Origin of the sequence: Acinetobacter sp. YH16032 (assembly GCF_013417345.1) — a bacterium.
GTDB lineage: Bacteria > Pseudomonadota > Gammaproteobacteria > Pseudomonadales > Moraxellaceae > Acinetobacter.
Genome location: NZ_VPEE01000013.1, coordinates 17,930 through 42,469, shown reverse-complemented (window position 1 = coordinate 42,469; position 24,540 = coordinate 17,930). Strand labels below are relative to the sequence as shown.

General features: G+C 37.4%; 22 protein-coding genes and 1 tRNA gene. 17 read left to right on the top strand and 6 right to left on the bottom strand.

The window, feature by feature from the left end:
- The first annotated feature begins 6 nt into the window (after nt 1–6).
- Genes lepB through FTV32_RS08710 form a run of 8 tightly spaced genes read left to right on the top strand, consistent with a single transcriptional unit; the run spans nt 7 to nt 5,306 of the window.
- A complete protein-coding gene (gene lepB, locus FTV32_RS08745; RefSeq protein WP_180028435.1) occupies nt 7–861 on the top strand; it encodes a signal peptidase I in 855 nt (284 codons plus the stop codon).
- A gap of 25 nt (nt 862–886) precedes the next feature.
- The gene (locus FTV32_RS08740; RefSeq protein ID WP_180028434.1) at nt 887–1,261 is read left to right on the top strand and encodes a DUF4845 domain-containing protein; all 375 of its coding nucleotides are present in this window, start codon (nt 887–889) and stop codon (nt 1,259–1,261) included.
- The gene (rnc, locus tag FTV32_RS08735; RefSeq protein WP_035267179.1) at nt 1,233–1,934 is read left to right on the top strand and encodes a ribonuclease III; all 702 of its coding nucleotides are present in this window, start codon (nt 1,233–1,235) and stop codon (nt 1,932–1,934) included. Before FTV32_RS08740 ends, rnc begins: the two co-directional genes overlap by 29 nt.
- Nucleotides 1,931–2,959: a GTPase Era gene (gene era, locus FTV32_RS08730; protein WP_035267178.1), complete on the top strand. Its 1,029-nt coding sequence runs from the start codon at nt 1,931–1,933 to the stop codon at nt 2,957–2,959. Before rnc ends, era begins: the two co-directional genes overlap by 4 nt.
- A gap of 26 nt (nt 2,960–2,985) precedes the next feature.
- Complete coding sequence (locus FTV32_RS08725; protein WP_180028433.1) at nt 2,986–3,177, top strand: NF038104 family lipoprotein; 192 nt, start codon at nt 2,986–2,988, stop codon at nt 3,175–3,177.
- Between the two features lie 12 nt (nt 3,178–3,189).
- Complete coding sequence (locus tag FTV32_RS08720) at nt 3,190–3,903, top strand: DNA repair protein RecO (RefSeq protein WP_180028432.1); 714 nt, start codon at nt 3,190–3,192, stop codon at nt 3,901–3,903.
- 9 nt (nt 3,904–3,912) lie between these two features.
- Nucleotides 3,913–4,638: a pyridoxine 5'-phosphate synthase gene (pdxJ, locus tag FTV32_RS08715; RefSeq protein WP_180028431.1), complete on the top strand. Its 726-nt coding sequence runs from the start codon at nt 3,913–3,915 to the stop codon at nt 4,636–4,638.
- Nucleotides 4,639–4,652: 14 nt separating this feature from the next.
- Nucleotides 4,653–5,306 carry a tRNA-(ms[2]io[6]A)-hydroxylase gene (locus FTV32_RS08710; RefSeq protein ID WP_180028430.1) on the top strand — a complete coding sequence of 218 codons (654 nt, stop codon included), beginning with the start codon at nt 4,653–4,655 and terminating at the stop codon, nt 5,304–5,306.
- 86 nt (nt 5,307–5,392) lie between these two features.
- On the opposite strand, the gene FTV32_RS08705 is transcribed toward FTV32_RS08710, so the two are convergent.
- Nucleotides 5,393–5,468, bottom strand: a tRNA-Asn gene (locus FTV32_RS08705).
- A 239-nt stretch (nt 5,469–5,707) separates the two neighbouring features.
- Here FTV32_RS08705 and FTV32_RS08700 point away from each other — a divergent pair.
- Entirely contained in the window at nt 5,708–6,151 is a 444-nt protein-coding gene (locus FTV32_RS08700; protein WP_092767055.1) for a hypothetical protein, read from the top strand.
- Between the two features lie 499 nt (nt 6,152–6,650).
- Here FTV32_RS08700 and FTV32_RS08695 read toward each other — a convergent pair whose 3' ends face one another.
- On the bottom strand, nt 6,651–7,877 hold the full coding sequence (locus FTV32_RS08695; protein ID WP_180028429.1) for a pyridoxal phosphate-dependent aminotransferase: 1,227 nt from the start codon (nt 7,875–7,877) through the stop codon (nt 6,651–6,653).
- 215 nt (nt 7,878–8,092) lie between these two features.
- Here FTV32_RS08695 and FTV32_RS08690 point away from each other — a divergent pair, with 215 nt between their 5' ends.
- A complete protein-coding gene (locus FTV32_RS08690; protein WP_179997905.1) occupies nt 8,093–8,275 on the top strand; it encodes a hypothetical protein in 183 nt (60 codons plus the stop codon).
- Nucleotides 8,276–8,316: 41 nt separating this feature from the next.
- On the opposite strand, the gene FTV32_RS08685 is transcribed toward FTV32_RS08690, so the two are convergent.
- The 4 genes from FTV32_RS08685 to FTV32_RS08670 form a co-directional block, all read right to left on the bottom strand.
- Nucleotides 8,317–11,211, bottom strand: coding sequence for a calcium-binding protein (locus tag FTV32_RS08685; RefSeq protein ID WP_180028428.1), 2,895 nt, complete (start codon nt 11,209–11,211; stop codon nt 8,317–8,319).
- A 262-nt stretch (nt 11,212–11,473) separates the two neighbouring features.
- A complete protein-coding gene (locus FTV32_RS08680) occupies nt 11,474–12,916 on the bottom strand; it encodes a sensor domain-containing diguanylate cyclase (protein WP_180028427.1) in 1,443 nt (480 codons plus the stop codon).
- 138 nt (nt 12,917–13,054) lie between these two features.
- On the bottom strand, nt 13,055–14,470 hold the full coding sequence (locus FTV32_RS08675; RefSeq protein WP_180028426.1) for a sensor domain-containing diguanylate cyclase: 1,416 nt from the start codon (nt 14,468–14,470) through the stop codon (nt 13,055–13,057).
- A 76-nt stretch (nt 14,471–14,546) separates the two neighbouring features.
- A complete protein-coding gene (locus FTV32_RS08670; protein ID WP_180028425.1) occupies nt 14,547–15,332 on the bottom strand; it encodes a hypothetical protein in 786 nt (261 codons plus the stop codon).
- A gap of 190 nt (nt 15,333–15,522) precedes the next feature.
- Here FTV32_RS08670 and uvrB point away from each other — a divergent pair, with 190 nt between their 5' ends.
- The 7 genes from uvrB to FTV32_RS08635 all read left to right on the top strand — a co-directional run bounded on the left by uvrB (nt 15,523) and on the right by FTV32_RS08635 (nt 24,533).
- Nucleotides 15,523–17,544 carry an excinuclease ABC subunit UvrB gene (uvrB, locus tag FTV32_RS08665; RefSeq protein ID WP_180028424.1) on the top strand — a complete coding sequence of 674 codons (2,022 nt, stop codon included), beginning with the start codon at nt 15,523–15,525 and terminating at the stop codon, nt 17,542–17,544.
- A 122-nt stretch (nt 17,545–17,666) separates the two neighbouring features.
- Nucleotides 17,667–18,269, top strand: a complete 603-nt coding sequence (locus FTV32_RS08660) for a lipocalin family protein (protein WP_180028423.1) — start codon at nt 17,667–17,669, stop codon at nt 18,267–18,269.
- 106 nt (nt 18,270–18,375) lie between these two features.
- Entirely contained in the window at nt 18,376–19,320 is a 945-nt protein-coding gene (gene rarD, locus FTV32_RS08655; protein ID WP_180028422.1) for an EamA family transporter RarD, read from the top strand.
- Between the two features lie 157 nt (nt 19,321–19,477).
- The gene (locus FTV32_RS08650; RefSeq protein WP_180028421.1) at nt 19,478–21,190 is read left to right on the top strand and encodes a hypothetical protein; all 1,713 of its coding nucleotides are present in this window, start codon (nt 19,478–19,480) and stop codon (nt 21,188–21,190) included.
- A gap of 245 nt (nt 21,191–21,435) precedes the next feature.
- Nucleotides 21,436–22,893: a glyceraldehyde-3-phosphate dehydrogenase gene (locus FTV32_RS08645; protein ID WP_180028420.1), complete on the top strand. Its 1,458-nt coding sequence runs from the start codon at nt 21,436–21,438 to the stop codon at nt 22,891–22,893.
- A gap of 189 nt (nt 22,894–23,082) precedes the next feature.
- The gene (locus tag FTV32_RS08640; RefSeq protein ID WP_180028419.1) at nt 23,083–23,841 is read left to right on the top strand and encodes an MFS transporter; all 759 of its coding nucleotides are present in this window, start codon (nt 23,083–23,085) and stop codon (nt 23,839–23,841) included.
- An 11-nt stretch (nt 23,842–23,852) separates the two neighbouring features.
- Nucleotides 23,853–24,533, top strand: coding sequence for a hypothetical protein (locus FTV32_RS08635; protein WP_180028418.1), 681 nt, complete (start codon nt 23,853–23,855; stop codon nt 24,531–24,533).
- The last annotated feature ends 7 nt before the right edge of the window (nt 24,534–24,540 follow it).

Sequence of the window (24,540 nt, the reverse complement as noted above, 5' to 3'; positions counted from 1 at the left end):
TATCCCATGGATTTTGATTTTAACCTCATTCTCGTACCAGCAACCCTAATCTTTTTTGGATTATGGTTGCTGGATAAATTGGTGCTCAAACAAAGAGCAACCAAAGGAAAAGGGAATGAAAATTTCATTATTACATGGGCATATGATTTTTGGCCTGTACTTGCAGTTGTGTTAGTGCTGCGTTCATTCTTCTTTGAACCTTATAATATTCCTTCTGAATCCATGGTTCCGGCATTGGAAACGGGTGATTATATCTTGGTGAACAAATATCAATATGGTGTTCGTTTACCGATTAGCAACACCAAAGTCTTGAATGTCAATGAGCCTGAACGTGGTGATGTGGCGGTATTTAGATATCCACCAAACCCATCAATTAGCTATATTAAGCGTATTATTGGTTTACCTGGTGATCATATCGTTTTTGAGAATAATCAATTAACCATCAATGGTGAAAAAGTTGTAACGGAACCGGCTGAATTTAATCGTGCAAAAGATGTTTCAGACACGCCAAATTCAATTTATCATTATGAAACTTTAGGTGATCATAAGTATTTGGTTCGTAATTTGGAAGGTCAAAACCCGATTATTGCGCATTTCAATTATGCACAAACCAAACAAGATCTTCCTTATGTTGCCACTGCGAATGATCGCTTTGTGAGAACAAATGGTCAAAGCTGGGAAGTAACTGTTCCGAAAGGATATTATTTTGCCATGGGTGACAACCGTGATCAGAGTGCTGATAGTCGAATCTGGGGATTCGTACCTGAGGCAAATTTAACAGGACAAGCAATTTATGTATGGATGCATAAAGAAGCTGGTTTGAAATTGCCATCATTCAGTCGTAATGGTCAAATTCAGTAATCTTCAAATATATGGATAATAAAAAATGCGTAACACTCAACGTGGTGCATCGTATACAGCGATTTTATTAGGGGTAATTGTTGCGGCATTTGGACTTAAAGTGCTCGTAACATTGTGGCAGCCTTATTGGGATGACCGACTAATCAATCAATTGATTGAAGAACAAGTTGCAATCAGCTTAAAGGCGACAACACCACAACAGTTTGCTTCAACAATGGGGCAGAAGTTTAGCATGAACAATATCCGTGACATTGAGTTCAAAGATATTGCGACTGTCAAATCTAAACAAGGTTTACAAGTGACAAAGAAATATGAAGTAAGAAAGCCATTCTTATTTAATATTGATTTAGTCCTCACATTCGAGAAAAGTTTTGATCAAAGGTCAGTTCAAAGTAAGTGATTCTCGCTTACTGAGTCGCATCGGTTATCAGTTTAAGAAAATTGAATTACTTCAACTTGCGTTGACACACCGATCGGTTAGCCATAAACATAACTATGAACGCCTAGAGTTTCTAGGCGATTCATTGTTAGGTATGATTATTGCCAATTACCTTTATCATGCTTATCCACATGAAAACGAAGGTCGTCTGACGCGTATGCGAGCTACTTTGGTTCGACAAGAAGCGTTAGGCAAAATTGCAACAGATTTGAAACTTAGTCAGAGTTTAATACTCAGTACTGGTGAATTAAAATCTGGTGGTCATCATAGAGAGTCGATACTCGCTGACACAGTCGAAGCGATTATTGGTGCAATCTATACTGATAGCCAAGATTTAAAGTTGTTAGAATCAATTGTGTTGAAATGGTATGAACCTTATTTAGATCATATTGAACCAACAGATCAATTGAAAGATCCTAAGTCCCGTTTACAAGAGTATCTTCAAGCTCGTAAAAAACCTCTCCCAGTGTATGAGGTTGTTGATATTCAGGGTGATGCACCAAACCAACATTTTAAAGTGGAATGTATGGTTGAAGGCTTGCCAAAATGTATGGGTGAGGGTTCAAGTCGTCGTTTTGCTGAGCAAGCAGTAGCGGCGGAAATTTTAAAATTTTTGGAGCAAAAGTCTTCATGACTACTCATTCCGATCACATCGATGCTGATCACGAGTCGCAAGACAGCGGCAATGATTTAATCAATCAATTTTTTAGTTCTCAAGGTACTACAATTCCCTCAGACTACAAAAGTGGCTTTGTAGCAATTGTAGGTCGTCCGAATGTAGGTAAATCTACATTAATGAACCATATTTTGGGTCAGAAGCTTTCGATTACGTCTCGTAAGCCTCAAACAACTCGACACAAGATTGTGGGCATTGATACGCGTGAGAAATCTCAGGCAGTATTTGTTGACACCCCTGGAATGCATAAGAAAGAAGTCCGTGCTATCAATAAAATGATGAATCGTGCAGCTCATTCAGCCTTGCGTGATGTAAATCTGGTACTGTTTGTTGTAGACGCTGACAAATGGACTCAAAATGATGAATTAGTCCTTGAGAAGCTCAAAAATGCCGAAATGCCTGTCATCTTGGTCATTAATAAATTGGACACATTTGAGAATAAAAATCAGGCATTACCACTAATTCAAGAACGTACTAAATTAATGAATTTTGCTGAGATCGTTCCGGTATCGGCATTGCGTGGCGCTAACCTTGATCATCTTCGAGATACGATCGAAAAATACTTACCGTTTCAACCACCATTGTATGCACTAGATCAACTCACAGATCGTTCTGAACGCTTCTTAGCTTCTGAAATTATTCGTGAAAAAATCATGCGTCAACTGGGTGAAGAGCTTCCATATGATTTAACGGTTCAAATTGAATCGTTTAAAACAGAAGAAGCGACTTTAAATGAGAAAACTGGTCGTATGAAGCCTGCTTGTACCTATATTGATGCTACGATTTTTGTTGATCGCCCTGGGCAAAAAGCCATTGTCATCGGTGAAAAAGGATCAAAGTTGAAAAAAATTGGTATGGATGCACGTGCTGATATGGAAAAAATGTTCGAAGAAAAGATCATGCTCACCCTTTGGGTTAAAGTCAAAGGCGGTTGGTCTGATGATGAGCGTGCATTAAAAAGCCTAGGGTATAGTGATATCTAAGGATTAAACGGTTATAGGAGCTGATGATGATGAAGATGGTTGCGATAATTGTATGTGCTTTGGTTTTACAAGGTTGCATTCATAAAGTTGTCACAGTTCCTGTAAAAGTTGCGTATAAAACCACCAAAGGAGTCGTCAAAGGTACTGCAGCAGTAGTTGGGGCTGTTATTCCCGATGGTGATGACGATGATGAAAAAGAACTAAAGAAAGATAAATAATAAGATTAGTCGATGCGAAATGAACTTTTGCATGGATACTTAATCCATCATCGAAAGTATCGAGAGCGGAGTCATATTGTCCATTTATTCACTGAAGAGTATGGACGAGTTGACGGCATACTAAGACAACCTCCACCACCGCAATATCAGCCTATCGCACTCCAAGCGACAGGTAAGTCTGAATTAAAAAATTTCACAAAATTAGAAATTGTTAATCATCCTATTTTTTTTCATGGAGATGCATTCTTTTCAGGATTTTATTTAAATGAAATCTTATTGAGATTATGTCCATTAGAAGAGGCAATGCCAGATACTTTTGCACAGTACCACAAGACATTAGAAAGTTTACAAAAATTAGCTCAACATTCAAATCCTAACGAATTCTTGAAGCAAATTCTTCGTCAATTTGAATACGTACTTCTAGAAGAGCTTGGTTATGCGATTGATTACTCGATAGATGCACACCAAAATGAAATTTTAACTTCACAAAAATATCAATTTCAATTAAACGAAGGCTTCATACCAGTTCAGTATTCAAGTGCCGCTACACTGACAGGTGAGCAAATTCGCAGCATGATAAATTATGAAAATGGTACAGATTTCAACGTTGAACAGTTACAATTACTGAATAAATTATATCGTCAAATGATTACTTCATTATTGGGTGATCGCCCACTAAAAAGTCGTCAATTGTGGATTCAAAACGCTCAATCAAAATCAAATTAGGAAAATGTTATGGCTGCATTGCTTGGTGTGAACATTGATCATGTTGCAACTCTAAGACAGGCTCGAGGCACACGCTACCCGGATCCAGTACAGGCAGCACTAATTTGTGAAGAGGCAGGGGCTGAAGGCATTACATTACATTTACGTGAGGATCGTCGTCATATTCATGATGATGATGTCCGTCGCATGCGCCCTGTACTTAAAACACGCATGAACCTTGAAATGGCAGTGACAGATGAGATGGTGGCATTTGCTAAAGAAATAAAGCCGCATCACGTGTGTTTTGTGCCTGAAAAGCGTCAAGAAGTCACGACCGAAGGTGGCTTAGATGTTGTTGGTAATTTTGTGGCTGTTAAGTCTGCTACACAGGAATTAGCAGCGATTGGATGTGATGTATCGTTATTTATCGATGCTGATATTGAACAAATTGATGCTGCAATTGCCTGTGGTGCGCCAACTATTGAGATTCATACAGGTGCTTATGCAGATGCTGAAACAGAAGAAGCACAGCAGGTAGAGTTACAACGTATTATCCGTGGAACAGAATACGCTGCTGCTAAAGGTTTGGTCGTAAATGCTGGGCATGGACTTAATCTTGACAATGTTGCTCCTATTGCAGCAATTCCTCAAATACACGAATTGAATATTGGACATGCTCTGATTGCCGATGCTGTTTTCAAAGGACTTACGCAAGCAGTTCAAGATATGAAAGCAGCAATCAAAGCTGCACGATAAGATTGATGAGTACTATGTCAAATATTGATTATGATGAATTAATGAAGCCTGTCATAAGCTTCCTTGGTTGCGAAACTCCACAAGCTTGGTTAGATGAGGCTGTAAATAATCTTGATATTTTGATGCAAGATCATGCGAACTGTGAAAAGAAAGCAGCCAGTACAGCCATGAATCTCATGTTTAGATACAGCTTTTTTGTAGATTTACAAGTTAAGCTCGCTCAATTAGTGCGTGAGGAAATGCTGCATTATGAGCAGGTTTTAGAGTTTATGAACAAGCGCGGGCAGCAATGGGTCGGTTTAAGTGCTGGGCGTTATGCGGGTGGCTTACGCAAAGAAATTCGGACGTATGAACCAGAAGCGCTAATTGATGTTTTAATTATTGGTGCGTTTGTGGAAGCACGCTCATGTGAACGTTTTTATGCATTAGCGCCTAGAGTCGATGAGGAATTAGGGCGCTATTATCGCTACTTACTAAAATCTGAATCACGCCATTACGAGGATTATTTGGCTCTAGCTCTGGATGTGGCTAAAACTGCGAAATTGAAAGATCCTGAGGAGGATATTCAAAGTCGTATAGAGCACATTCGTGAAGTTGAAAAGCAACTCATCTTAACACCTGATGAAACCTTCCGTTTTCACAGTGGAGTTCCAGCAAAAGCAGCTTAAAATATGGTTGAGAAAATCCTCCCAAGTGGGGGATTTTTTTTGCATAAAAAAAGCCCAAGTCTTAAATGCTTGGGCTTTTTAGTATTTGGCTCTCCAACCTGGGCTCGAACCAGGGACCTGCGGATTAACAGTCCGTCGCTCTACCGACTGAGCTATTGGAGAATCTGAATGCGATTATAAGGGGATTTAAGATTGGGTCAAGTGTAAATTGCCATACAATTGTCACTTTTGAGCCGCATGTTGTTTATTTGCTCAAATAAAATGTTTTTTTAAAATTTACTTGCCAATTTAGAATGAGCTTGTTAGATTTATTTAACAACAGAGCGCTTGAAACAGAGTTTTAAGCAGTGTGGATTTATACCAACTTGCCAGCACTAAATGGCTAAAATAGGAGAAAGCGAATGAATACGCTTACCATTTCTCAGATCTTTTCCAATCTTGAATTCTATAAACAAAATTACCTGTCTATCTTGAATTCGCCTAGTTCTTATTTTATTGAAGTAGAGGGCGCGGTAATTGATGTATTTCCTTTTAAAAAACATCATCTGGTTTTGGGTGAGCTATTACAGCTGTGGTTTTCTGAAAAATGGTCTGTTGATTACGATCAATCATGCACGCTTGAACAATATTTGGCAGCAAATGACTTAACACCTAACGTAAATAAACTCTATATCTACTCCATAAAAGGGAATGCCATTCTTGGCACGAATAAATCGTTTGCTTGGGTAAATGAGTCGAATGCGGTGAGCGAGATTTTATTAAAGTCACCACTTAAATATTATGTTGAATGCCTAAGTTGTTCTCGTCCTTCAAAGCATTTGTTTAATAAACAGCTTGCAGTTTAGGCAAATTTTCACAAGTCAAATCTGAAATTGTTGAATGAATTGATTTTTTTTAAATATAGTCCAAGTTAGCCTGTGTCATTTTATCTTCTTTAGTAGGGTGAATTGGTGTTTCTAGAAGTTTTTTTTATTAATTAAATCCTATATTGTGGTTGTTTAGATCGGTTTTATCTTCTATATGATGGTGCAAAGCATATCTATAAATGGGATTTTTCAGTGATAAATATGATGTTTCAGATTGGGCTATCGATACTATGAATAGTGTATAAAGCTTAATTTATCAGCGGGCTACTTAGACAACTGTTGGATCATGTTTGAGTTGCTTTTTAAAAAATCTCTGACTTTTATCCAATCCTAAAAGCACACTTTTTCCGCTTCAGTGAGCGAATTAACCAAAAGGTTTTATGTTGCGTATTGGGTTATGTAGGTGCATGAAGGGGTTTAGATTTAATAAAAAAAACCCGCGAAAATCGCGGGTTTTTGATCTGATTAATTTATCAGATTATTTTTCAGCTGCGATAGAAGCAATTGCTGCATCTACGCCTTCGATTGAGTCAGCTGCTTTTTTGATACGTTCAAGCGCATCAACCAATACTTCATCTGCTGTTGCATATGAAATACGCATATAACCGCCTAAACCGAATGCATCACCAGGAACAACCGCAACACCAGTTTCTTCCAATAACCATGCAGAGAATTCTGTGCAAGATTTTAAACCTTTTGCACGGATCAATGGACGAATGTTTGCATAAGCATAGAATGCACCGTCAGCAGGTAAGCATGTAATGCCTTTGATATCATTCAAGCCATTAACAACCAAATCATGACGGCGTTTGAAAGCTTCAATCATTGGTTTAAGTACATCTTGAGGACCATTCAATGCAGCTTCTGCCGCAACTTGCGAAATTGAAGTTGGGTTAGAAGTAGATTGTGATTGAATTTTCTTCATTGCGCCGATTAATTTAACAGGACCTGCTGCATAGCCGATACGCCAACCTGTCATTGCATATGCTTTAGATACACCGTTGAGAACGATTACGCGATCGTAAAGATCTGGTGCAACTGTAGCAATGTTATAAAACTCGTCGTCCCAACGAATTGGTTCGTACATATCATCAGAAGCAACATATACTTCAGGATATTTACGAAGAACTTCAGCTAATGCTTCTAATTCTTCTTTGGTATAAATCATACCTGTTGGGTTAGAAGGGCTGTTTAAAACAACTAGGCGAGTTTTATCAGTAATTGCAGCTTCTAATTGAGCTGGTGTGATTTTGAAACGTTGTTCTTCACCACATTTAACAATAACTGGCACACCTTCTGCGATAATCACCATATCTGGATAGCTTACCCAGAATGGAGCAGGGATGATTACTTCATCGCCTTTATTTAACAATGCAAGCGCAAGGTTAAAGAATGATTGCTTACCGCCACAAGAAACGAGAATCTGGTTAGCAGCATAATCAAGGTTATTATCACGTTTTAATTTAGCGATAATTGCTTTTTTAAGACCTGGCGTACCGTCAACTGCGGTGTATTTAGTAAAACCGTTGTTAATCGCTGCAATTGCTGCATCTTTGATGTGTTGTGGTGTATCGAAATCCGGTTCGCCTGCACCTAAACCAATAACGTTTTTACCAGCAGCTTTAAGTTCTGCAGCTTTATTGGTCACAGCAAGCGTTGGGGACGGTTTGATGGCATTGACACGATCAGAGAGACGTACGTCCACGGCAGTATTCCTTCTTATAGGGATTAAAAAATAAAAAGCACACTATCTTAGCTTAAATTGAATGTTTTAGTCGTCCAATATCTAGGCAAATTAGCAAAAAATCACGAAATTCACCGAATTTTAATGCAATGATACATATCCACATTAAACAACGTGGGTCGCATAAAAAAACAAATTTCCGTACAATAGCGTTAGATTGAAATGAGTAGTCTCAAATGAGTTCGGAAAATTCTCCCAAAAAGAAGCCTGTAGTGAATCTTCCATTTCCTATCAAGCAAGTGAATGACGCAAAGCAAGCTGATGAAGAAATCGAAGATCTACGTCCAAAGCCTCAGCGCTATGCTGATCGCACATGGATGCCGCCACGTGGTACACGTCGCTCAATGGGTAAAAGATAAAAAATAGGTGCTTTAAGCACCTATTTTTTTGCGGTTAAGAATTACACGTAACTTAAGTTTTGATCTAGAGTCAGTAAGTTGAATGTAGAACCGTCTTTAAATACGATTGATTCAACTTGATGTGCTTCACCTTTTGCCCAATCTTTAATAGTGATTTGATCAGCTGAATCTTTAAGTTTGATGATACGATCATTCCCAGAGTCTTGAACGAGTAAATCATCAATTGAGATACCAGCACCAAATTGAATGGTATTTTGACCACCTTTTTCATAGATTGTATCTACTCCAAAGCCTTGATCAAAATAGTATGTCTCGTTACCAAGATCGCCATACAATTTGTCGTTACCAATACCACCATTTAAGATGTTAATTAGACCCCCGTTTGCGATTAAGGTGTCATCTCCAGCGAGGCCTTTTAATTCGTTATTTACGAATTTGCTACCTGTGATAATGTTGTCAGATTGGTTACCCGTACCACTTTGTTGAATTTCTGATCCAGCAATCAAAAGTTCTTTGATTGGATTGATCAGCGTAAGGTTTTCAATATTTTCGGTTAATTGATACTGATCTGCAGAACTAATGACAGTGTCTGTACCTTCATAGTTGTGTTCAAGTACGAAGTCATATTTTGATTGTACATAATAGGTATCGTCACCACGACCACCTACGAGGACATTGATACCTTCACCACCTTTTAGAATGTCATTGCCCCAACCACCAAAGAGCAAGTCATCACCTTTACCACCTACAAGCGTATCGTTGCCGACACCGCCTTTTATGATGTCATTACCATCTTTACCGTTTAAGGTACGTCCGAAAACTGAGTAAGTGGTAATAATGTTGGTGTTAGGATTAAATAAGTTTGTCGCTACAGCTACAGAACCAGCCAAATCACCTGCATATGCGTAAGCAAGTTGAGTCAATGTATTTACAAGTTGATCACGTGAAGAGAAGCCATCATCAAATATTTCACCTTTGATGAATTGTCCAACGAAGTTTAAGCCCTCAGTCACGATCTGATTCACAACATCAAAGATACTCGCACCAGCTTTTAAGTTGGCTTTAACTACATCACCCAATAGCTCTAAATACCAAGTAAACGGACGGCTATCACCACCATTCAATTGTGAAGTATCAACACCTAAATAGTGATCAAGAATACTTAATGGTGTGATACCTGTCCAATCACCTAGCTCGCCACCCAAGTTTTCAAGAGCTTGCGTTGCATCCATAAGTACCAATCCAAACTTACCATCAGAGCTTGGTAAATATCCTGCTGGAACAACAGTCTCGCCATCAGCATTTTTAACGCCATTCAAGAAATTGTCAGCTAAAGTTTTGATCAATACATTTGATGCTTGCCAGAATTGTTCATCCGTAATATAGATGCCTTTATCTGCAAGTGATTTACCTGTTCCTAAGCGAACATATTGATAAAGGAAGCTCTGAGGATCAGCTATTGCAACAGCTTCAGCAACTTTTAACCAGTTTTTAGTACCCTGATCAACTGCGTCATTTGATGCTAAATCTTCTTTGATCACGGTATAAATAGGGCGCCAGAAATTTTTACCTTGTAAAGAACCAGATGAGATAAACTTGTTATATAGTTCTTGAACTTGTTTAAATGCAGATTCACTTACGCGGTAACTGAATTGATTGTCAATTTTGTAGAATTTAGGACGACCGTCATCTGATGGATTAGATTGATCTGGTTGTTTTGGTTGCCCCCATTCTCGATCAAAATGTGAGTCTGAAGGTGGAAGAGTGGCACCAATATCCTTACCAATATTTACGATAATGTCTGAAATTTGATCAATGATTGCATCACCGGCTTTATGAATTTCTTCGAAACCAGGAATGAATTTATCACCAACTTTAACCAATGGCGCAACGCTATCTAATAAATCATTCACGATGCCATCTTTGCCGATAATCAAATTTCCAACCAGCTCACTTGGAATTTTTAAAATTGAATCAAGGCTAAGTTCGCCATCTTTCCATTCATTTTTGTGGTGTGTATCTTTTGCTTCTACATTTGAGCCGAGGGCTTCACCAGCACCACTGAGTAAATTCGATGCTGCATCGATAATGCGGTCACCTAACTCATGAACAACTTCAAATGGTTTACCAAGTAGAGCATTACCTGCTAGGCCAATAGGAGAAGCCACATCTAAAACTGTATTGACTAAATTTGTTGTTGTGACTAAACCATTACCTAGTAACTGAGCTGGAATAGAAAGTACTGAGCTAAATTTGAAATCAGGAACATAATCGAAAATAGGTTCAAGTGCATTTTCAACTTGATTTGCAACTGTATTCACAATTGATTTTAGGTTTTCAGTAGCTGATGGAAGCTCTTGAGACCATTCATTATCATAATGCGTATCTTTAGGTTCAATAGTCCCGCCAATCGCTGAGCCAATGTCATGAGCCACATCAGAGACAGCATCAATAATCGTATCACCTGCTTTATGAACAACATCAAAACCAGGGATTAGCGCATTTCCTGCAATAGCAATCGGTGCAGCAGCATCAAGAATATCATTGGCAATATTGGTTGCACCGATAATGGTGTTTCCAATTAAATCCCCAGGAAGGCTTAAAATGTTATCTAAGCTGAGTTCTTTGTCTTCCCACTCATTTTTATGATGAGTGTCATTCGGTTCGATGGTTGCACCAAGTGCTTTACCCACTGAATTCACTGCATCTGAAGCTGCATCAATAATTTTATCACCAAGTTCGTGCACTGCTTCGAAGGGTTTGCCAAGTAAAGCATTACCTGCTAAACCAATAGGAGAAACTACATCAAGAACAGTATTCACAGCATTGGTGGCAGCGATTAGACCATTACCAACGAGTTGAGCTGGAATTGAGAGAACTGAACTTAATTTAAAGTTAGGTAAGTAATCGAATGATTTATAATTGAACAAAGCCATTGTTATAGTCTCTTATAAAAATAAAGTGTTTTTAATCATTATTCGTGATTAAAGTGTGATGAGAATCACATTTTATTAATTTAAAATCAATTGCTTTTGTTAGACAAGATCATGAATTTTTTGTCATAATTTAATGAAAAATATAGTAAAGCTTATATGAGAACTGAATAAGATTGATTTTTTCAAAAAAAAAACACCAGTGCAATGACTAGTGTTTCAAGAGCAAATAAAATGTATGATCTAAAAATATAAATATTATAAACTATTGATTTTTATTGGATAAATATTTGTAGTATTGTCTCTTATGATCATACATGGATTGATCTGCACGCTTTAACATATCCTCAATTGTTTCATTCTCAAGGCTTGTAGCAAATCCCATTGATGCACTGATGATATGGTTAGAATAATATTGATTATCGATATTCAATAATTTTTGAATGGTCAAAATCGTCGACTGAACGGTAGTTTCATTTGCACCTTGCATCAAGATAACAAATTCATCACCTCCAATTCGAGAGGCTGTATAACTGGTATTGTGAATCGTTCTACTTAAGATATTACCCATTCTGCGTAAAATCTCATCACCTGCATCATGACCAAAGTGATCATTAATCGGTTTAAGGCCATTCATATCAAGAAAAATTGCAGAAACTGGGCGAATAAGTGCGCGTTCTAATCGGTGGATTTCTTCAGTGTAGAACGAGCGATTTTTGAGTTTGGTTAAAACGTCGTGTTTACCTAAATATTCTAAATAGCTCTCAGCTTTTTTTCGCGCTGTAATGTCCGTTAGGGCAAGTTGTACAAGTCCCCAATCTTCTTCATAACCTGGAAACACAGTGAATTGAAGTAAAACATAACGAATTGAACCATCCAAAGCGTAGTTGATTGCTTCACGACTATGATGAATTTTCCCATTCCATAGTTCGATTAATTGTTCCTTAAAAGTTTGATGCATTTCTTTTGAGAAAACCTTTTTTAGATTTTGAAATAAATCAGATTTCGTCGATGCCTTGAATAAATCCAATGTTGCTTGATTGACATCTAGTAATACAATGTCTTCAATGCATTGTTGTACGAAATCTTGATGCACATCTAAAAAAGTTCTGAAATCATCAATACCAATTGATTTAAGATGATCGAGTCTTAATTTAATGCGACTAAAGTCTTCAACCCATAATGATGTGGGTGAATAACTAAATCTTGCTTCAGCTAATCGACGATTTTTTTCTTCTAAACGCCGAGCTTGCATATAACCACTAATATCTTCTGTAGTAAGCAAAATACGGTCTAAACTTTGTTCTGAACCAGGTAAAACGACAGCTCGCAGTTTTATGTCTAAGGGTTGACCACTCAAGGTGAAATTAGTGGTTGTACTTGTAAACTCTAATTCACCCTTCCAAAGTGCAACTAATTCCGCTACATGTGCATCAAACATTTGATGTTGGAAAATGGTGCTTAAATTTTGGGTGAGATGTTTAAGGCTTTGTGCTTCAAAAAGATCGAGTGTTTTTTGATTTACTTTAACAATCTTAATTTGATGTGCGCATAAAGTCACAAGATCTGGATTTTGCTGCAGATGTAAAGCTAAATCAGTAACCCCATCACTACGCCATTGGTTAAAGATGGTTTGAATGGCACTAAAATCTTCCAACCACATTGGGATAGGAGATAAATCAAAAATTGATGAATCAAGTATCTCCATAACTATCCTTGAACTTTTCTTTTAAAACAATAAATTGTGGATAATATAGCACTAAATTATTTTGATATAAAATTCAAATTTTTTATTATTTACGTGATTTAAGACACTTTTTTAAGCTAAGCTAAGCTAACGTTGAGCTCAATTCGTTAGATTTTTATTTTGATAAAAATGATGCTTGTTAATATACATGCATTTATCTGCACGGCGTAACATATCTTCTAAGGTTTCGCCTTTAAGTCTTGTGGCATGTCCGAGTGAAACGCTGATAGAAAGATGAGGGTGATCTAGATTATGTTGATGTATTTGAGTTTCAAGATCATGAACAAGGATTTTAACTTGCTCAACATCGGCATGAGGCATCAATAATACAAATTCATCGCCACCTATTCTAGAAATTGAAAAATCTTTTTTGTGAGTGACAAATTGAAGAATTTCGGCAAAGTTTTTTAGATACTGATCACCGACATCATGTCCGAACTGATCATTGATGATTTTTAAACCGTTCATGTCAATGTAAATACAAGACACTGGATAGAGATCAAGTTGCTCAATCCGTTCAATTTCTTCATTAAAATAAGTTCTGTTATGTAAATCAGTTAAAATGTCATGTTGACCCAAATAATGTAAGTGATTTTCTAATTTTTTTCGCTCAGTGATATCTGTAAGGGCGACTTGTATCACCGCCCAATCATCTAAATTATGTGGAAAAATATTTAATTGTTCTAAAACGAAGATTTGTTCTCCATTCGCGTTGTAGAAACTACTTTCTCGCTGTTGATATTCTTCATGATTCCACAATTGTAGTAACTGGCTTTTAAAATTTTCCAAACGTTTAATATCAAATAAATCATGAGAATGATGTAAAAATTGAGATTTATCTTTCACAGCAAAAAGTTTGAGCGCCGCTTCATTGACATCAATGAAATTTATTTGCTCAAAGCATTCCACAACAAATTCTGGATGTTGATGAATGTGTTGGTCTAAATTCTCAATGTTTTGCAAACGGAGCAGCTCAAATCTTTTTTTAATTTGGCTAAAATCCATGATCCATAGTGCTGTTGGATTATAAGTAAATAAAGATTCGGCAAAATGACGTGCTTTTTGATATTGGGAAATATCTTCGGTGGTCATGAGTAGGCATTTCCAATTATCCTCATAACCTTTTAATTTCATACCGCGTAATTGAACATCTAAACGCTTTCCATTGGTCGTATAATTGATCACTGGAATATGATGTTCAGTATTCTTCCAAACTGATACAAAAAATTGGATTTGGAAAGTGCTGACTTCAGGATGAAGGAACTTCTGAAAACTTTCTAAAATTTCTTCTAAGTTTTTTGCTTCATACAGTTTAAGCGTACTTTGGTTAACACGTAAGGTATGAATCGTACTCAAGCAAAGGTGGAGACGACTGTGATCCTCCATTAAATATGCTTCAATATCTTCAATACCTTCAGCAGTCCATTGTTCGAAAATTTGTTTAACACCGCTGAAGTCTTGTAGCCACATCGCAATTGGAGATAAATCAAAGATGGTCAGATCTAAATGATCCATAGATGCGAGCCTTGGTGTTTAAAATTCATTCATTTATACAATATAAGTGAATGAATCTTATAAAATCAACATCTTATTAAACTGATTTTTTTGCTCGATGCTCAGGTTTTGGCGCAGAAATTGACTTAAGCCCTTGCCAAACATCAACAAAATCTTGTTCATTAATTTGGTAGAGTTCAAGTAAAGCCAATACCACACCACCCATCATGAATGCACGATCGGACTTCGGTTCATATTGGAAGGTTTGATCTTTTAGATGATAGAGGATATCTTCGATTTCAAATATGCGTTCACGTCCATTACTATCCACGGGGAACATCGGCGTTTCAATCAAAATATTGGCTAGTTTCTTTTCAGATTCATTTAAATTAAGTTGCTCAAATGCCGTTTCTAAAGAATCCGCGAACAGTAGTTCGGAAGAAAAAATGGCATGTAATAAAGGTTGGTTTAATTTAGGAAAGGTTCGTTCAACGAAAGGTTTAAACGAAATCGGGAAAATCACATTTTTTGATATACCTTTGAACATGGGGGCTATTTCAGCAACTTTGTAACCTGCTACACCACAACCAACGGCTGTAATAAAATACTTAATCTTGGGGTGGTTTTTTGTATAGATCTTAAAATCATTGATGTAGTGTTCAATCTGGGATAGAGGCATTTGTTGCAAATGCTCATTCATGGTGGGTATTGCATAGCTCTGTCCAGCCCATCCGCGGCCAGCACCTTTAATCGCACCGAAATGTTCAAGTGCAATTTTTGCAGCACCACCTGCATGAGTGCCTGCTAAATTACTACCAAATACAAATACTGTATCTTCATTTAAACTGTTGATAATCGTTTCATCGTGATATTGGTAAGTCATAGTTTTTTACATCAACATGCAATTTAAGTTCATGGTGCAATTGATTGCTGTAAGGGTCAAGTAAAATTGATTGAATTTATGGTTTTCACCCTCATCATCAGATGAGTAAATCATAAAGATTTGAGCAAGCAAGCCATGCATTACCAGTGTTATTGCATATTTTCATCATCTGTATAGCGAGAATTATCGAGTGAGTGACAGTCGTCCATTTGAATTAGTAACTAATTACGAGCCTGCAGGTGATCAACCTCAAGCGATTGAGAAACTTGTTAAAGGAGTAGAACAAGGTTTTAAGGATCAATTGTTATTAGGGGTAACAGGCTCTGGTAAGACCTATACGATGGCGAATGTGATTATGCAATTACAACGTCCTACTATTGTAATGGCACACAACAAAACCCTTGCGGCTCAACTCTATGGAGAATTTAAAGCTTTTTTTCCACATAATGCTGTTGAGTATTTTGTAAGTTATTACGATTACTATCAGCCAGAAGCATACGTACCGTCATCTGATACTTTTATTGAAAAGGATTCTGCTATTAATGATCACATCGATCAGATGCGGTTGTCCGCAACGCGTGCTTTGCTTGAGCGTAAGGATGCCATTATCGTTGCTTCGGTGTCCGCCATTTATGGTTTAGGTGATCCTAACGCATATATGAATATGCTCTTACATATTGTGACAGGTGATCGAGTCAGCCGTGATGAGTTGATTCGTCGATTGGTAGAAATGCAATATACGCGTAATGAACTCGAATTTTTACGAGGTACTTATCGAATTCGTGGAGAAATTCTTGATATTTTCCCCGCAGAGTCAGAACAAAATGCAGTGCGGATTGAGCTATTTGATGATGAAGTGGATTCGATCCGCTGGTTTGATCCTTTGACTGGAAAAATGATTCGTAAAGTCCCACGAATCACGATTTATCCAAAAAGTCACTATGTGACGCCTAAAGATAACTTACAGCGTGCCATCGAAACGATTCGTGAAGAACTCAAAGAGCGCTTGGCATATTTCAGAGCTGAAGATAAATTGCTTGAAGCTCAACGTATCGAACAGCGTACTCGATATGACCTTGAGATGATGCAACAGCTTGGTTATACCAATGGTATTGAGAATTACTCGAGACATTTATCAGGTCGACCAGCTGGAGAGGCCCCGCCAACGCTTTTCGACTACCTGCCTGAGGATGCATTACTTATTATTGATGAATCGCATGTTACGGTTCCTCAAATTGGTGCGATGTATAAAGGAGATCGATCACGTAAAGAAAATCTAGTGAATTATGGTTTCCGCTTGCCAAGTGCATTGGATAATCGACCAATGAAGTTTGAAGAGTGGGAACGTATTATTCCTACTACAATTTATGTCAGTGCGACGCCTGCCAATTATGAATTAGAAAAATCAGAACAAATTGCCGAGCAGGTGGTGCGTCCAACAGGTTTGATTGACCCCGTTATTGAGATTCGTCCAGTATTGACTCAGGTGGACGATGTCCTTTCGGAGATTAATCAACGTAAAGATAAAAATGAACGTGTCTTGGTCACAACGTTAACCAAACGCATGGCTGAAGATTTGACGTCATATTTAAAAGAGTACGGGATCAAAGTGGCTTATCTGCACTCTGATATCGATACTGTTGAACGTGTGAAGATCATTCATGAATTACGAACAGGTGTCTACGATGCATTGATTGGAATTAACTTACTCCGTGAAGGTTTAGACATGCCTGAGGTATCTTTAGTCGCAATTTTAGATGCCGACAAAGAAGGCTTTTTACGCTCAGAACGTTCACTTATCCAAACCATTGGTCGTGCTGCTCGAAATGTTGAAGGAAAGGCTATTTTATATGCAGATCGGATTACGGATTCAATGCAAAAAGCAATTGATGAAACGGAGCGTCGCCGTACCAAACAAATTAATTTTAACTTAGAACATGGCATCACTCCGCGTTCAGCAGTCCGCCAAGTCATCAAAGAAATTGATACTGGTGAAGAGTATGATGATGAGTCAATTGATGAGAGTGTATCGGGACAAGCACGTGCATTAAGTGCGGATGAGCGCCATATAGTTTCCGATCCAAAACTATTGGCAAAACATTTGGCTAAATTAGAGAAGGAAATGCTCAAAGCTTCGAAAGAGCTTCAGTTTGAGCAAGCAGCGCGTTTCCGTGATGAGATCGTGCGTTTAAAAGCACAGTTAATTCAGTGATTTAATTTACAGAAAACACTGTAAAATCATCACATAACGTAACATTAAGCCGAAAAATAACCGTTATTGTTGAAGAGTAAATGAATACTCACAAACAAATTCAATAAATAGGGGTTATTTAGATGATCAAGAGTCTCCCATCTGCTGGTTTCAATGTTAGCAAGATTGTATTGGGTGGTGCCTTATTGGTTGGTTTAGGGGCAGCAACGATGGTTTATGCTCAGGACAAGCCACTCAATACTGTTGAAAAAGTTGAACTCGATAAATACTTAGGTGTTTGGTATGAAGTAGCACGTAAGCCACTTTATTTCCAAAACAAGTGTGATCGTGATGTAACTGCGACATATACATTAAATGAAAATGGTAATGTGACTGTTGATAACCGTTGTTTTACTGCTGACGGTAAAGTTACCCAGTCAGTGGGTGAGGCATTTGTACAAAATCAGCCATTTAATACAAAATTGAAAGTTAGTTTCTTGCCGAGTGCTATTCGATGGTTACCAGTTGGTCGTGGCGATTATTGGGTGCTGAAACTGGATGAGGATTATCAAACTGTACTTGTGGGTGAGCCTAAACGTAAGTATATGTGGGTGCTTTCTCGCACGCATAATCCTGATCAAGCAGTTGTGAATGAGTATCTTGATTATGCTAAATCCGTTGGTTATGACTTAAGCGATGTGATACGTACAAAGCAAACGGGTCAAGCACCTGGTTCAACAAAATAATGTTGAAAATGATGAGAACCACGCTAAGGCGTGGTTTTTTTATGCATCAACATCTATTACTACGAATTCTAGCTATAATATCGTTTGGTAAAATTTAGGTTCAGATATGTTAAAAGGTATAGCATTGTCAGTTATGGCATCAGTGACATTTGGGGTGCTATATTTTTATACGTATTTTCTTAGACCACTAGACAGCGAGCAAACCTTTGCTTGGCGAATGTTAGCCACGTTACCTTTCTTAACGCTGTTTATGTGGTGGTCGGGTGATCTAAAATATGTTCGAGAAATTTATAATAAAATTTGCAAACAACCCTCTATTTTAATTTGGCTCTTGATCAGTTCATTTTTGTGTACAACTCAACTCTGGTTATTTTTGTGGGGACCAATCAATGGTCGGGGGCTTGAGGTTTCTTTAGGATATTTTTTGTTGCCTCTGGTGATGGTTCTCTTTGGTTGCGTTCTTTACAAAGAAAAGCTCTCAAAGTGGCAAATTGCAGCAGTGTTTTTTGCAATTCTTGGTGTCAGCCATGAAATCTGGCGCATCGGTACTGTGGCATGGGAGACCATGTATGTTGCTGTGGCTTATCCGATCTACTTTTTTTTAAGAAGAAAATTTGGAACAGATCATTTAGGTGGATTCTGGTGGGATTTATTGCTGGTGATTCCAGTTGCTATTTTTCTAGCATTTTTTTATTCAAACACATTGCCCCTGATTATTGAGTTTAAATATCTCATTTTAGCCGTACTAGGTCTAGGTTGCTTAAGTGCCTTAGGGCTTGGAAGTTACATCTTGGCGAGCAGATATCTTCCATTTGTGATTTTTGGGTTATTGAGTTATTTAGAGCCAATTTTGTTGGCAGGAGCATCAATAGCAATGGGTGAACGCGTGGAAGCAGGAGAATGGTTGACTTATATTCCAATTTGGTTTGCTGTATTGCTCCTTATTTTGGAAGGTACAATTTATCTCTATCGTCAAAGAAGAAATGAAAAGTTACTTCAATATCAACATAAGAAACTACAATCGCGTCTAGCCCAAAAAGATGAGCACTAAGTTTCATATCATTACATAAGCATGAGTTGTACATAAGAGTTTTTGACTGAATGATAAGAATAATTACTTATTCTTTAAAAATATTTGTGACACAATTAACTAAAATATAAAAATGTGATAAATTTATTAAATCAATAATAATTCTAATTTAATAATCATGATTCAGTACCAAACAAGAGCAGCATTATTACAGATGGAGCCTAGTCTGGATTTAAACTGGCAAAGACTCTTAGAGCGTATATTTCAACATTCTGATAGTGATGTTCGCGAAGAAATTGATCGTCAAATTCTAAAACCTAAAGATATATTTTGGAATCGTGTGAATAACACGTTCGAATATAAAGTCACGACGTCGCTGGGAATTTTAAAGCACAGTTTTTCTAGTGAAAGAATGCGCTCCATTGCAGCAAAGTTATGTCAATCTATCCAATGGTTGAAGGAGATGACGGATTGCGTACAAGTGGCGGACTATTTGGAAAATGCGCTGTATCAAATTGACCAAATTGCTGTTGAGGATAATTTAAAATTACAACGCGAAAAAATGTTAATGCGTCGGGTTTTTTTGCAAGATGTTGCTAAGTTAATTCGTGAATTAAATCTTGAAACACCAGTTGGAACTCGTCAGTTAACTTCAGCTCAGATTAAGAGCTTTATGATAGAAGTATTTATTAAGCAACAATTATTGGGGTATTGGTTTAAACCCCTTCTACCTAGAAGCTCATCGATCATGGAGCATCCTTTTTTTGCACAATGGTTGTTGAAAGAACAGTCCATTCGACACTTTGATATTGTTAAAACCTCTGAATTTCTATTCGTCATCGCACCAACCAGTCAGTTTGAACAAAATCCATTTTCGATCCGTCGTTTTTTATTTGAAGATCGAATGGAATACAACCAGCAAATTTATCTCAATGGGTTAGTTCTGGATATGCGCCGTTACAATGAAGAGGGGTATATCAAACAGTATATGGAACACGTGCAGATGATGGTTACTATTCAGCATCAAGTGCATAAAGATGTCATTCAAATTGTGCAAGAATTTGAAGATGTTGCTGAACAGAAGATATTACCGCTTTTGACACAAAATTTAGGGATGGCTGGAAATAATAGTGATTTTGTAGCCAAACAGCATTTACGGAAGATTGAGCAAGCATTGACTCTCGAATTGCTACAACCTCTCGTGGTGGCTTTAGAACAGCATTTATCACATATTGAAGAATATGAGCATCTGTTTAAAAGTGTGCATCGCATATTTTCAGATATTCTGGCGAATTATAAAGATTTTAAACAACAGCCTTCATTATTTTTTAATTCCTCAGTCCAATTATTTGAATACAAGTTGTTAGCCTATTTAAAACTACTTGAAAAGCGTAAAGATGAAATATTTGTACCATTGAATATGTATGAGCGTGGAGTCATGCATGAGCGCTCCAAGAAACCGTTAAATGCATTACAAGAAGATTTAAGCCAACATATTCAAGATTACCGAGAAATGCTGTCTCATACGATGCGTTTGAAACGAGATTATGCTGAAGTTCAAGGCTCATTTTTAAAAAGAATGGTGGCTGGAGAAAAGTTAGAAAAAGAACTTCAACAAACTTCATTGGCCATGGTGAAAATCAAGAAGCAGGCTTATCTAGATATTTTAAGTGTGCCTAAAAACTATCGAAAATATAGTGTATTTATTGAATTTGAAAGTTTTTCAGCTACAAGTGAGTTTGAACGACATTATGCATTCCCTTCGGGGCAAAATGGTTTAACTAAGCTTCCAGTATTGGTCAAACTCCCAGAAAACTTAGAAGATTTTAATTTAGAAGATTTAAATATGATGTTGAGTCAGGATATTTCGGCTTCACCAGTATTTAGTTGAACAGGCTGTAACTCAGTGACGAAATTGGATTTGTAGGCTTAATGATCAGTATTTGATATCTAAATGAAATCATTTACTCAAAAAATTATATTGTAATTCAATTGCTAAAATATATTTTTTACAAAGAGAAAATTGCTTTAGTAAAAAATAAAACGAGTTTTCATTTCAACTCTGAGTTAATTCCTTTACAATTATGGGGTTTTGAAATTTATGCTTAGATTTACAATTAATTAGAGGACGTATCTGTGAGCAAAGACACTATCGTTGCCCTACATGCAGAGCACCAAGGTCGCTGGAAAAACCGTGAAGAACTCGCGGAACGTATGATTGCCCTTGTTGGTCAGTTATACCGTGAAAAAAACATCGTAGCTACAGTATACGGTCGCTCTTTAATTAACCGCTCGGTTATCCAAATTCTTAAAGCTCATCGTCGTACACGTGTTTTAGACGTTGAACTTTCTGCTGTAGATACTTTCCCAATCCTTGAAGCATTGGTTAAAGTACAAAATATCGGCACAGCTGAAATCGATTTAGGCAAACTTGCTGTAGAATTTAAAGCAAAAGGTGGCGATGTAGATGCATTCGTTGCTGACGCTGTTAAATCACTACAAGGCAATGCCGCATCTGTTGAGCATAAAGATGTTGTGCTTTATGGTTTTGGTCGTATTGGTCGTATCCTTGCACGTCTTATGATTGGTCAGTCTGGTCTTGGTCGTGGTCTAAACCTTAAAGCGATTGTTGTTCGTAAATCATCTGATGGTGATTTAGAGAAACGTGCTTCTTTACTTCGTCGTGACTCTATTCATGGTCCATTTGCAGGTACGATTTCTGTAGATGAAGAAAACGAAGCAATTATTGCGAATGGTCAATTCATCAAAGTGATCTATGCATCTAACCCATCAGAAGTGGATTACACTGCATATGGTATTGAAAATGCATTGGTGATTGATAACACTGGTAAATGGCGTGACGCTGAAGGTCTTGCTCAGCACCTTAAATGCCCAGGCGCTGCACGTGTAATCTTAACTGCACCTGGTAAAGGTGATATGAAGAACGTTGTGTTTGGTGTTAACCAAGCTGACATTCTTGATGAAGATACAATCATCTCTGCTGCAAGCTGTACTACAAACGCGATCACACCGACGTTGAAAGTACTTCATGACAAATATACAGTGATTAATGGTCACGTTGAAACAGTTCACTCGTTCACGAACGACCAAAACTTGATCGACAACTACCATAAAGCTGACCGTCGTGGCCGTGCTGCAACGTTGAACATGGTGATCACTGAAACGGGTGCTGCTAAAGCAGTTGCTAAAGCGCTTCCAGCGCTTAAAGGCAAATTAACTGGTAACTCTGTACGTGTACCAACACCTAACGTGTCTTTAGCAATCCTTAACCTGACTTTAGACAAAGAAGTTGATCGTGATGAAGTGAACGAATATATTCGTCAAATTTCTATCAACTCTAATCTCCAAGGTCAAATTGGTTATACAAACTCTACTGAAGTTGTATCATCTGACTTTATCGGTTCACGCACTGCAGGTGTTTTTGATGCACAAGCAACAATTACGTCTGGTAACCGTTTAACAGCATATGTATGGTACGACAACGAAGTAGGTTATAGCTGCCAAGTTCTGCGTATCGCTGAACAAATGGGCGGCGTAAGCTATCCAAAAGTACCTGCTGAAACAAATGCATAATTTGTAAAGCATAAAAAGAGCCTCTTTCGAGGCTCTTTTTTATTTGCCTAAATTTACGTAATTAAGACTTTAGAGCAATATGGTTTCTTCAAAATAAGTGGTTTAATATTGAAAAATTGCGTATTTGTTCACATAAAATATGGATTGTGAGCAGGTGATTAAAAAAATAAGTGTTAAAGGATTATATTTTTGCGCATCAAATATCTTGTCATTGGCTTCGTGCTGATTGCTTTGGCTGCCGCGAGTGGTATAGCAATTGCCTTATGGGTTTTTCAACATTTTAAAATTTACATTCCACTTGAAGATCAAGCCGTGAATATTGATCTTCAGGAGCCATTGCAAGCGAAAGTTCAAATCCATGATGCTTTGGATGTAAATGTGACAGGTCGTGTGAAAACGACCATTCCAATACGAGAAAATCTTTCTATTCCTGTACAACAAACATTGAATCCTATGGTTCATTTCGACAATCAAGTACCAATTAAAACGGTTATTCCAGTCCGTGAAAATTTGATTGTAGATCAAAATTTAGCAGTAGATACTAAAGTAAAGGTTCGCATTTTGGGCAAAGATATTACATTGCCATTGAAAGGGACGATTCCAATTAAACTTGATGTACCTGTTGAAATGGATGTTCCCTTAGATCAAATGGTTCACTTGAAATTTCAAGCACCTGTTCAAGCGGATTTAAAAGAGAATCTACGCATCCCATTAAAAACGGATTTAGATGTGGATATACCAGTAGAAGGTCATTTGAATGCACCAATTAAAACTGCGTTAGAGGCTTCAGTCAACGTACAAAATACTTTGCCAATTAAAATACAAAAAGGTGAGTTGGTTATCCCACTCAATACCTTAACATTACAAAAAAATCAAAAAGTGGAAGCAGCATCACCCATTAAATTTCAGAAGGATGATCAATCTGCTGAATCGGTGAAAGCCCAGTGAGCTCGAGAAGCATGAGTGCTAAAAAAATCGTGGGATATGGTTCGCTCGTATTTATTGTCGTGGCAAGCATTGTCGCCGTAGGTTTTTGGCTATATCTCAATATTCAAGCATCTGTTCAAGTCAGTGCGAAGAATGCAAGTGTACAGTTGTCAGAATCATTGCTGACCAAAATTGATGTTGGGAATTATCTTGAGGTACAAGCGATTGGCGCATTAAATACAGAAATTAAAGTACAGGAAAATATTGATTTAGATTTGCAGGGTAAATACAAAACCAATCTCAAGTTTAAAATCGAAGTCCCTGTTTCTGTGAGTGTGGATTATCAAACGAAAGTAAAAATCGATCAAACGATTCCAATTAGTGCAACAACAGATTTGGTGTATAAAACACGATTTTTACCTAAATTTCCGTTAAATTTAGATTTGCCTATTCAGCTTGAAGTTCCATTTCATTTAAAGCGTACTTATCAGGTTCCGATTACGATTGATTTTGATGGTCCTGTGTATTTAGATTTGCATGAGCAGCTTGATGTGGATATTGATCATGTTTTCAAACCTGTATTGCATTTAAATGATCCAATTTTGATGAAGGATGTATCTAGTTTTAGAGCAACAATGTACAACTTGGAGCGTGAAACAAAAGCAAATTTAGATATGAACTTGGATTTACCTCTGCGCAATATTAAAAAGTAAAAACTCC

Bases quoted from the DNA above. Each gene is read 5' to 3' on its own strand.
- lepB (WP_180028435.1), top strand. From the start codon at position 7: ATGGATTTTGATTTTAACCTCATTCTCGTACCAGCAACCCTAATCTTT.
- FTV32_RS08740 (WP_180028434.1), top strand. From the start codon at position 887: ATGCGTAACACTCAACGTGGTGCATCGTATACAGCGATTTTATTAGGG.
- era (WP_035267178.1), top strand. From the start codon at position 1,931: ATGACTACTCATTCCGATCACATCGATGCTGATCACGAGTCGCAAGAC.
- FTV32_RS08725 (WP_180028433.1), top strand. From the start codon at position 2,986: ATGATGAAGATGGTTGCGATAATTGTATGTGCTTTGGTTTTACAAGGT.
- FTV32_RS08720 (WP_180028432.1), top strand. From the start codon at position 3,190: ATGCGAAATGAACTTTTGCATGGATACTTAATCCATCATCGAAAGTAT.
- pdxJ (WP_180028431.1), top strand. From the start codon at position 3,913: ATGGCTGCATTGCTTGGTGTGAACATTGATCATGTTGCAACTCTAAGA.
- FTV32_RS08710 (WP_180028430.1), top strand. From the start codon at position 4,653: ATGTCAAATATTGATTATGATGAATTAATGAAGCCTGTCATAAGCTTC.
- FTV32_RS08700 (WP_092767055.1), top strand. From the start codon at position 5,708: ATGAATACGCTTACCATTTCTCAGATCTTTTCCAATCTTGAATTCTAT.
- FTV32_RS08690 (WP_179997905.1), top strand. From the start codon at position 8,093: ATGAGTTCGGAAAATTCTCCCAAAAAGAAGCCTGTAGTGAATCTTCCA.
- FTV32_RS08685 (WP_180028428.1), bottom strand. From the start codon at position 11,211: ATGGCTTTGTTCAATTATAAATCATTCGATTACTTACCTAACTTTAAA.
- FTV32_RS08680 (WP_180028427.1), bottom strand. From the start codon at position 12,916: ATGGAGATACTTGATTCATCAATTTTTGATTTATCTCCTATCCCAATG.
- FTV32_RS08675 (WP_180028426.1), bottom strand. From the start codon at position 14,470: ATGGATCATTTAGATCTGACCATCTTTGATTTATCTCCAATTGCGATG.
- FTV32_RS08670 (WP_180028425.1), bottom strand. From the start codon at position 15,332: ATGACTTACCAATATCACGATGAAACGATTATCAACAGTTTAAATGAA.
- FTV32_RS08660 (WP_180028423.1), top strand. From the start codon at position 17,667: ATGATCAAGAGTCTCCCATCTGCTGGTTTCAATGTTAGCAAGATTGTA.
- rarD (WP_180028422.1), top strand. From the start codon at position 18,376: ATGTTAAAAGGTATAGCATTGTCAGTTATGGCATCAGTGACATTTGGG.
- FTV32_RS08650 (WP_180028421.1), top strand. From the start codon at position 19,478: ATGATTCAGTACCAAACAAGAGCAGCATTATTACAGATGGAGCCTAGT.
- FTV32_RS08635 (WP_180028418.1), top strand. From the start codon at position 23,853: ATGAGTGCTAAAAAAATCGTGGGATATGGTTCGCTCGTATTTATTGTC.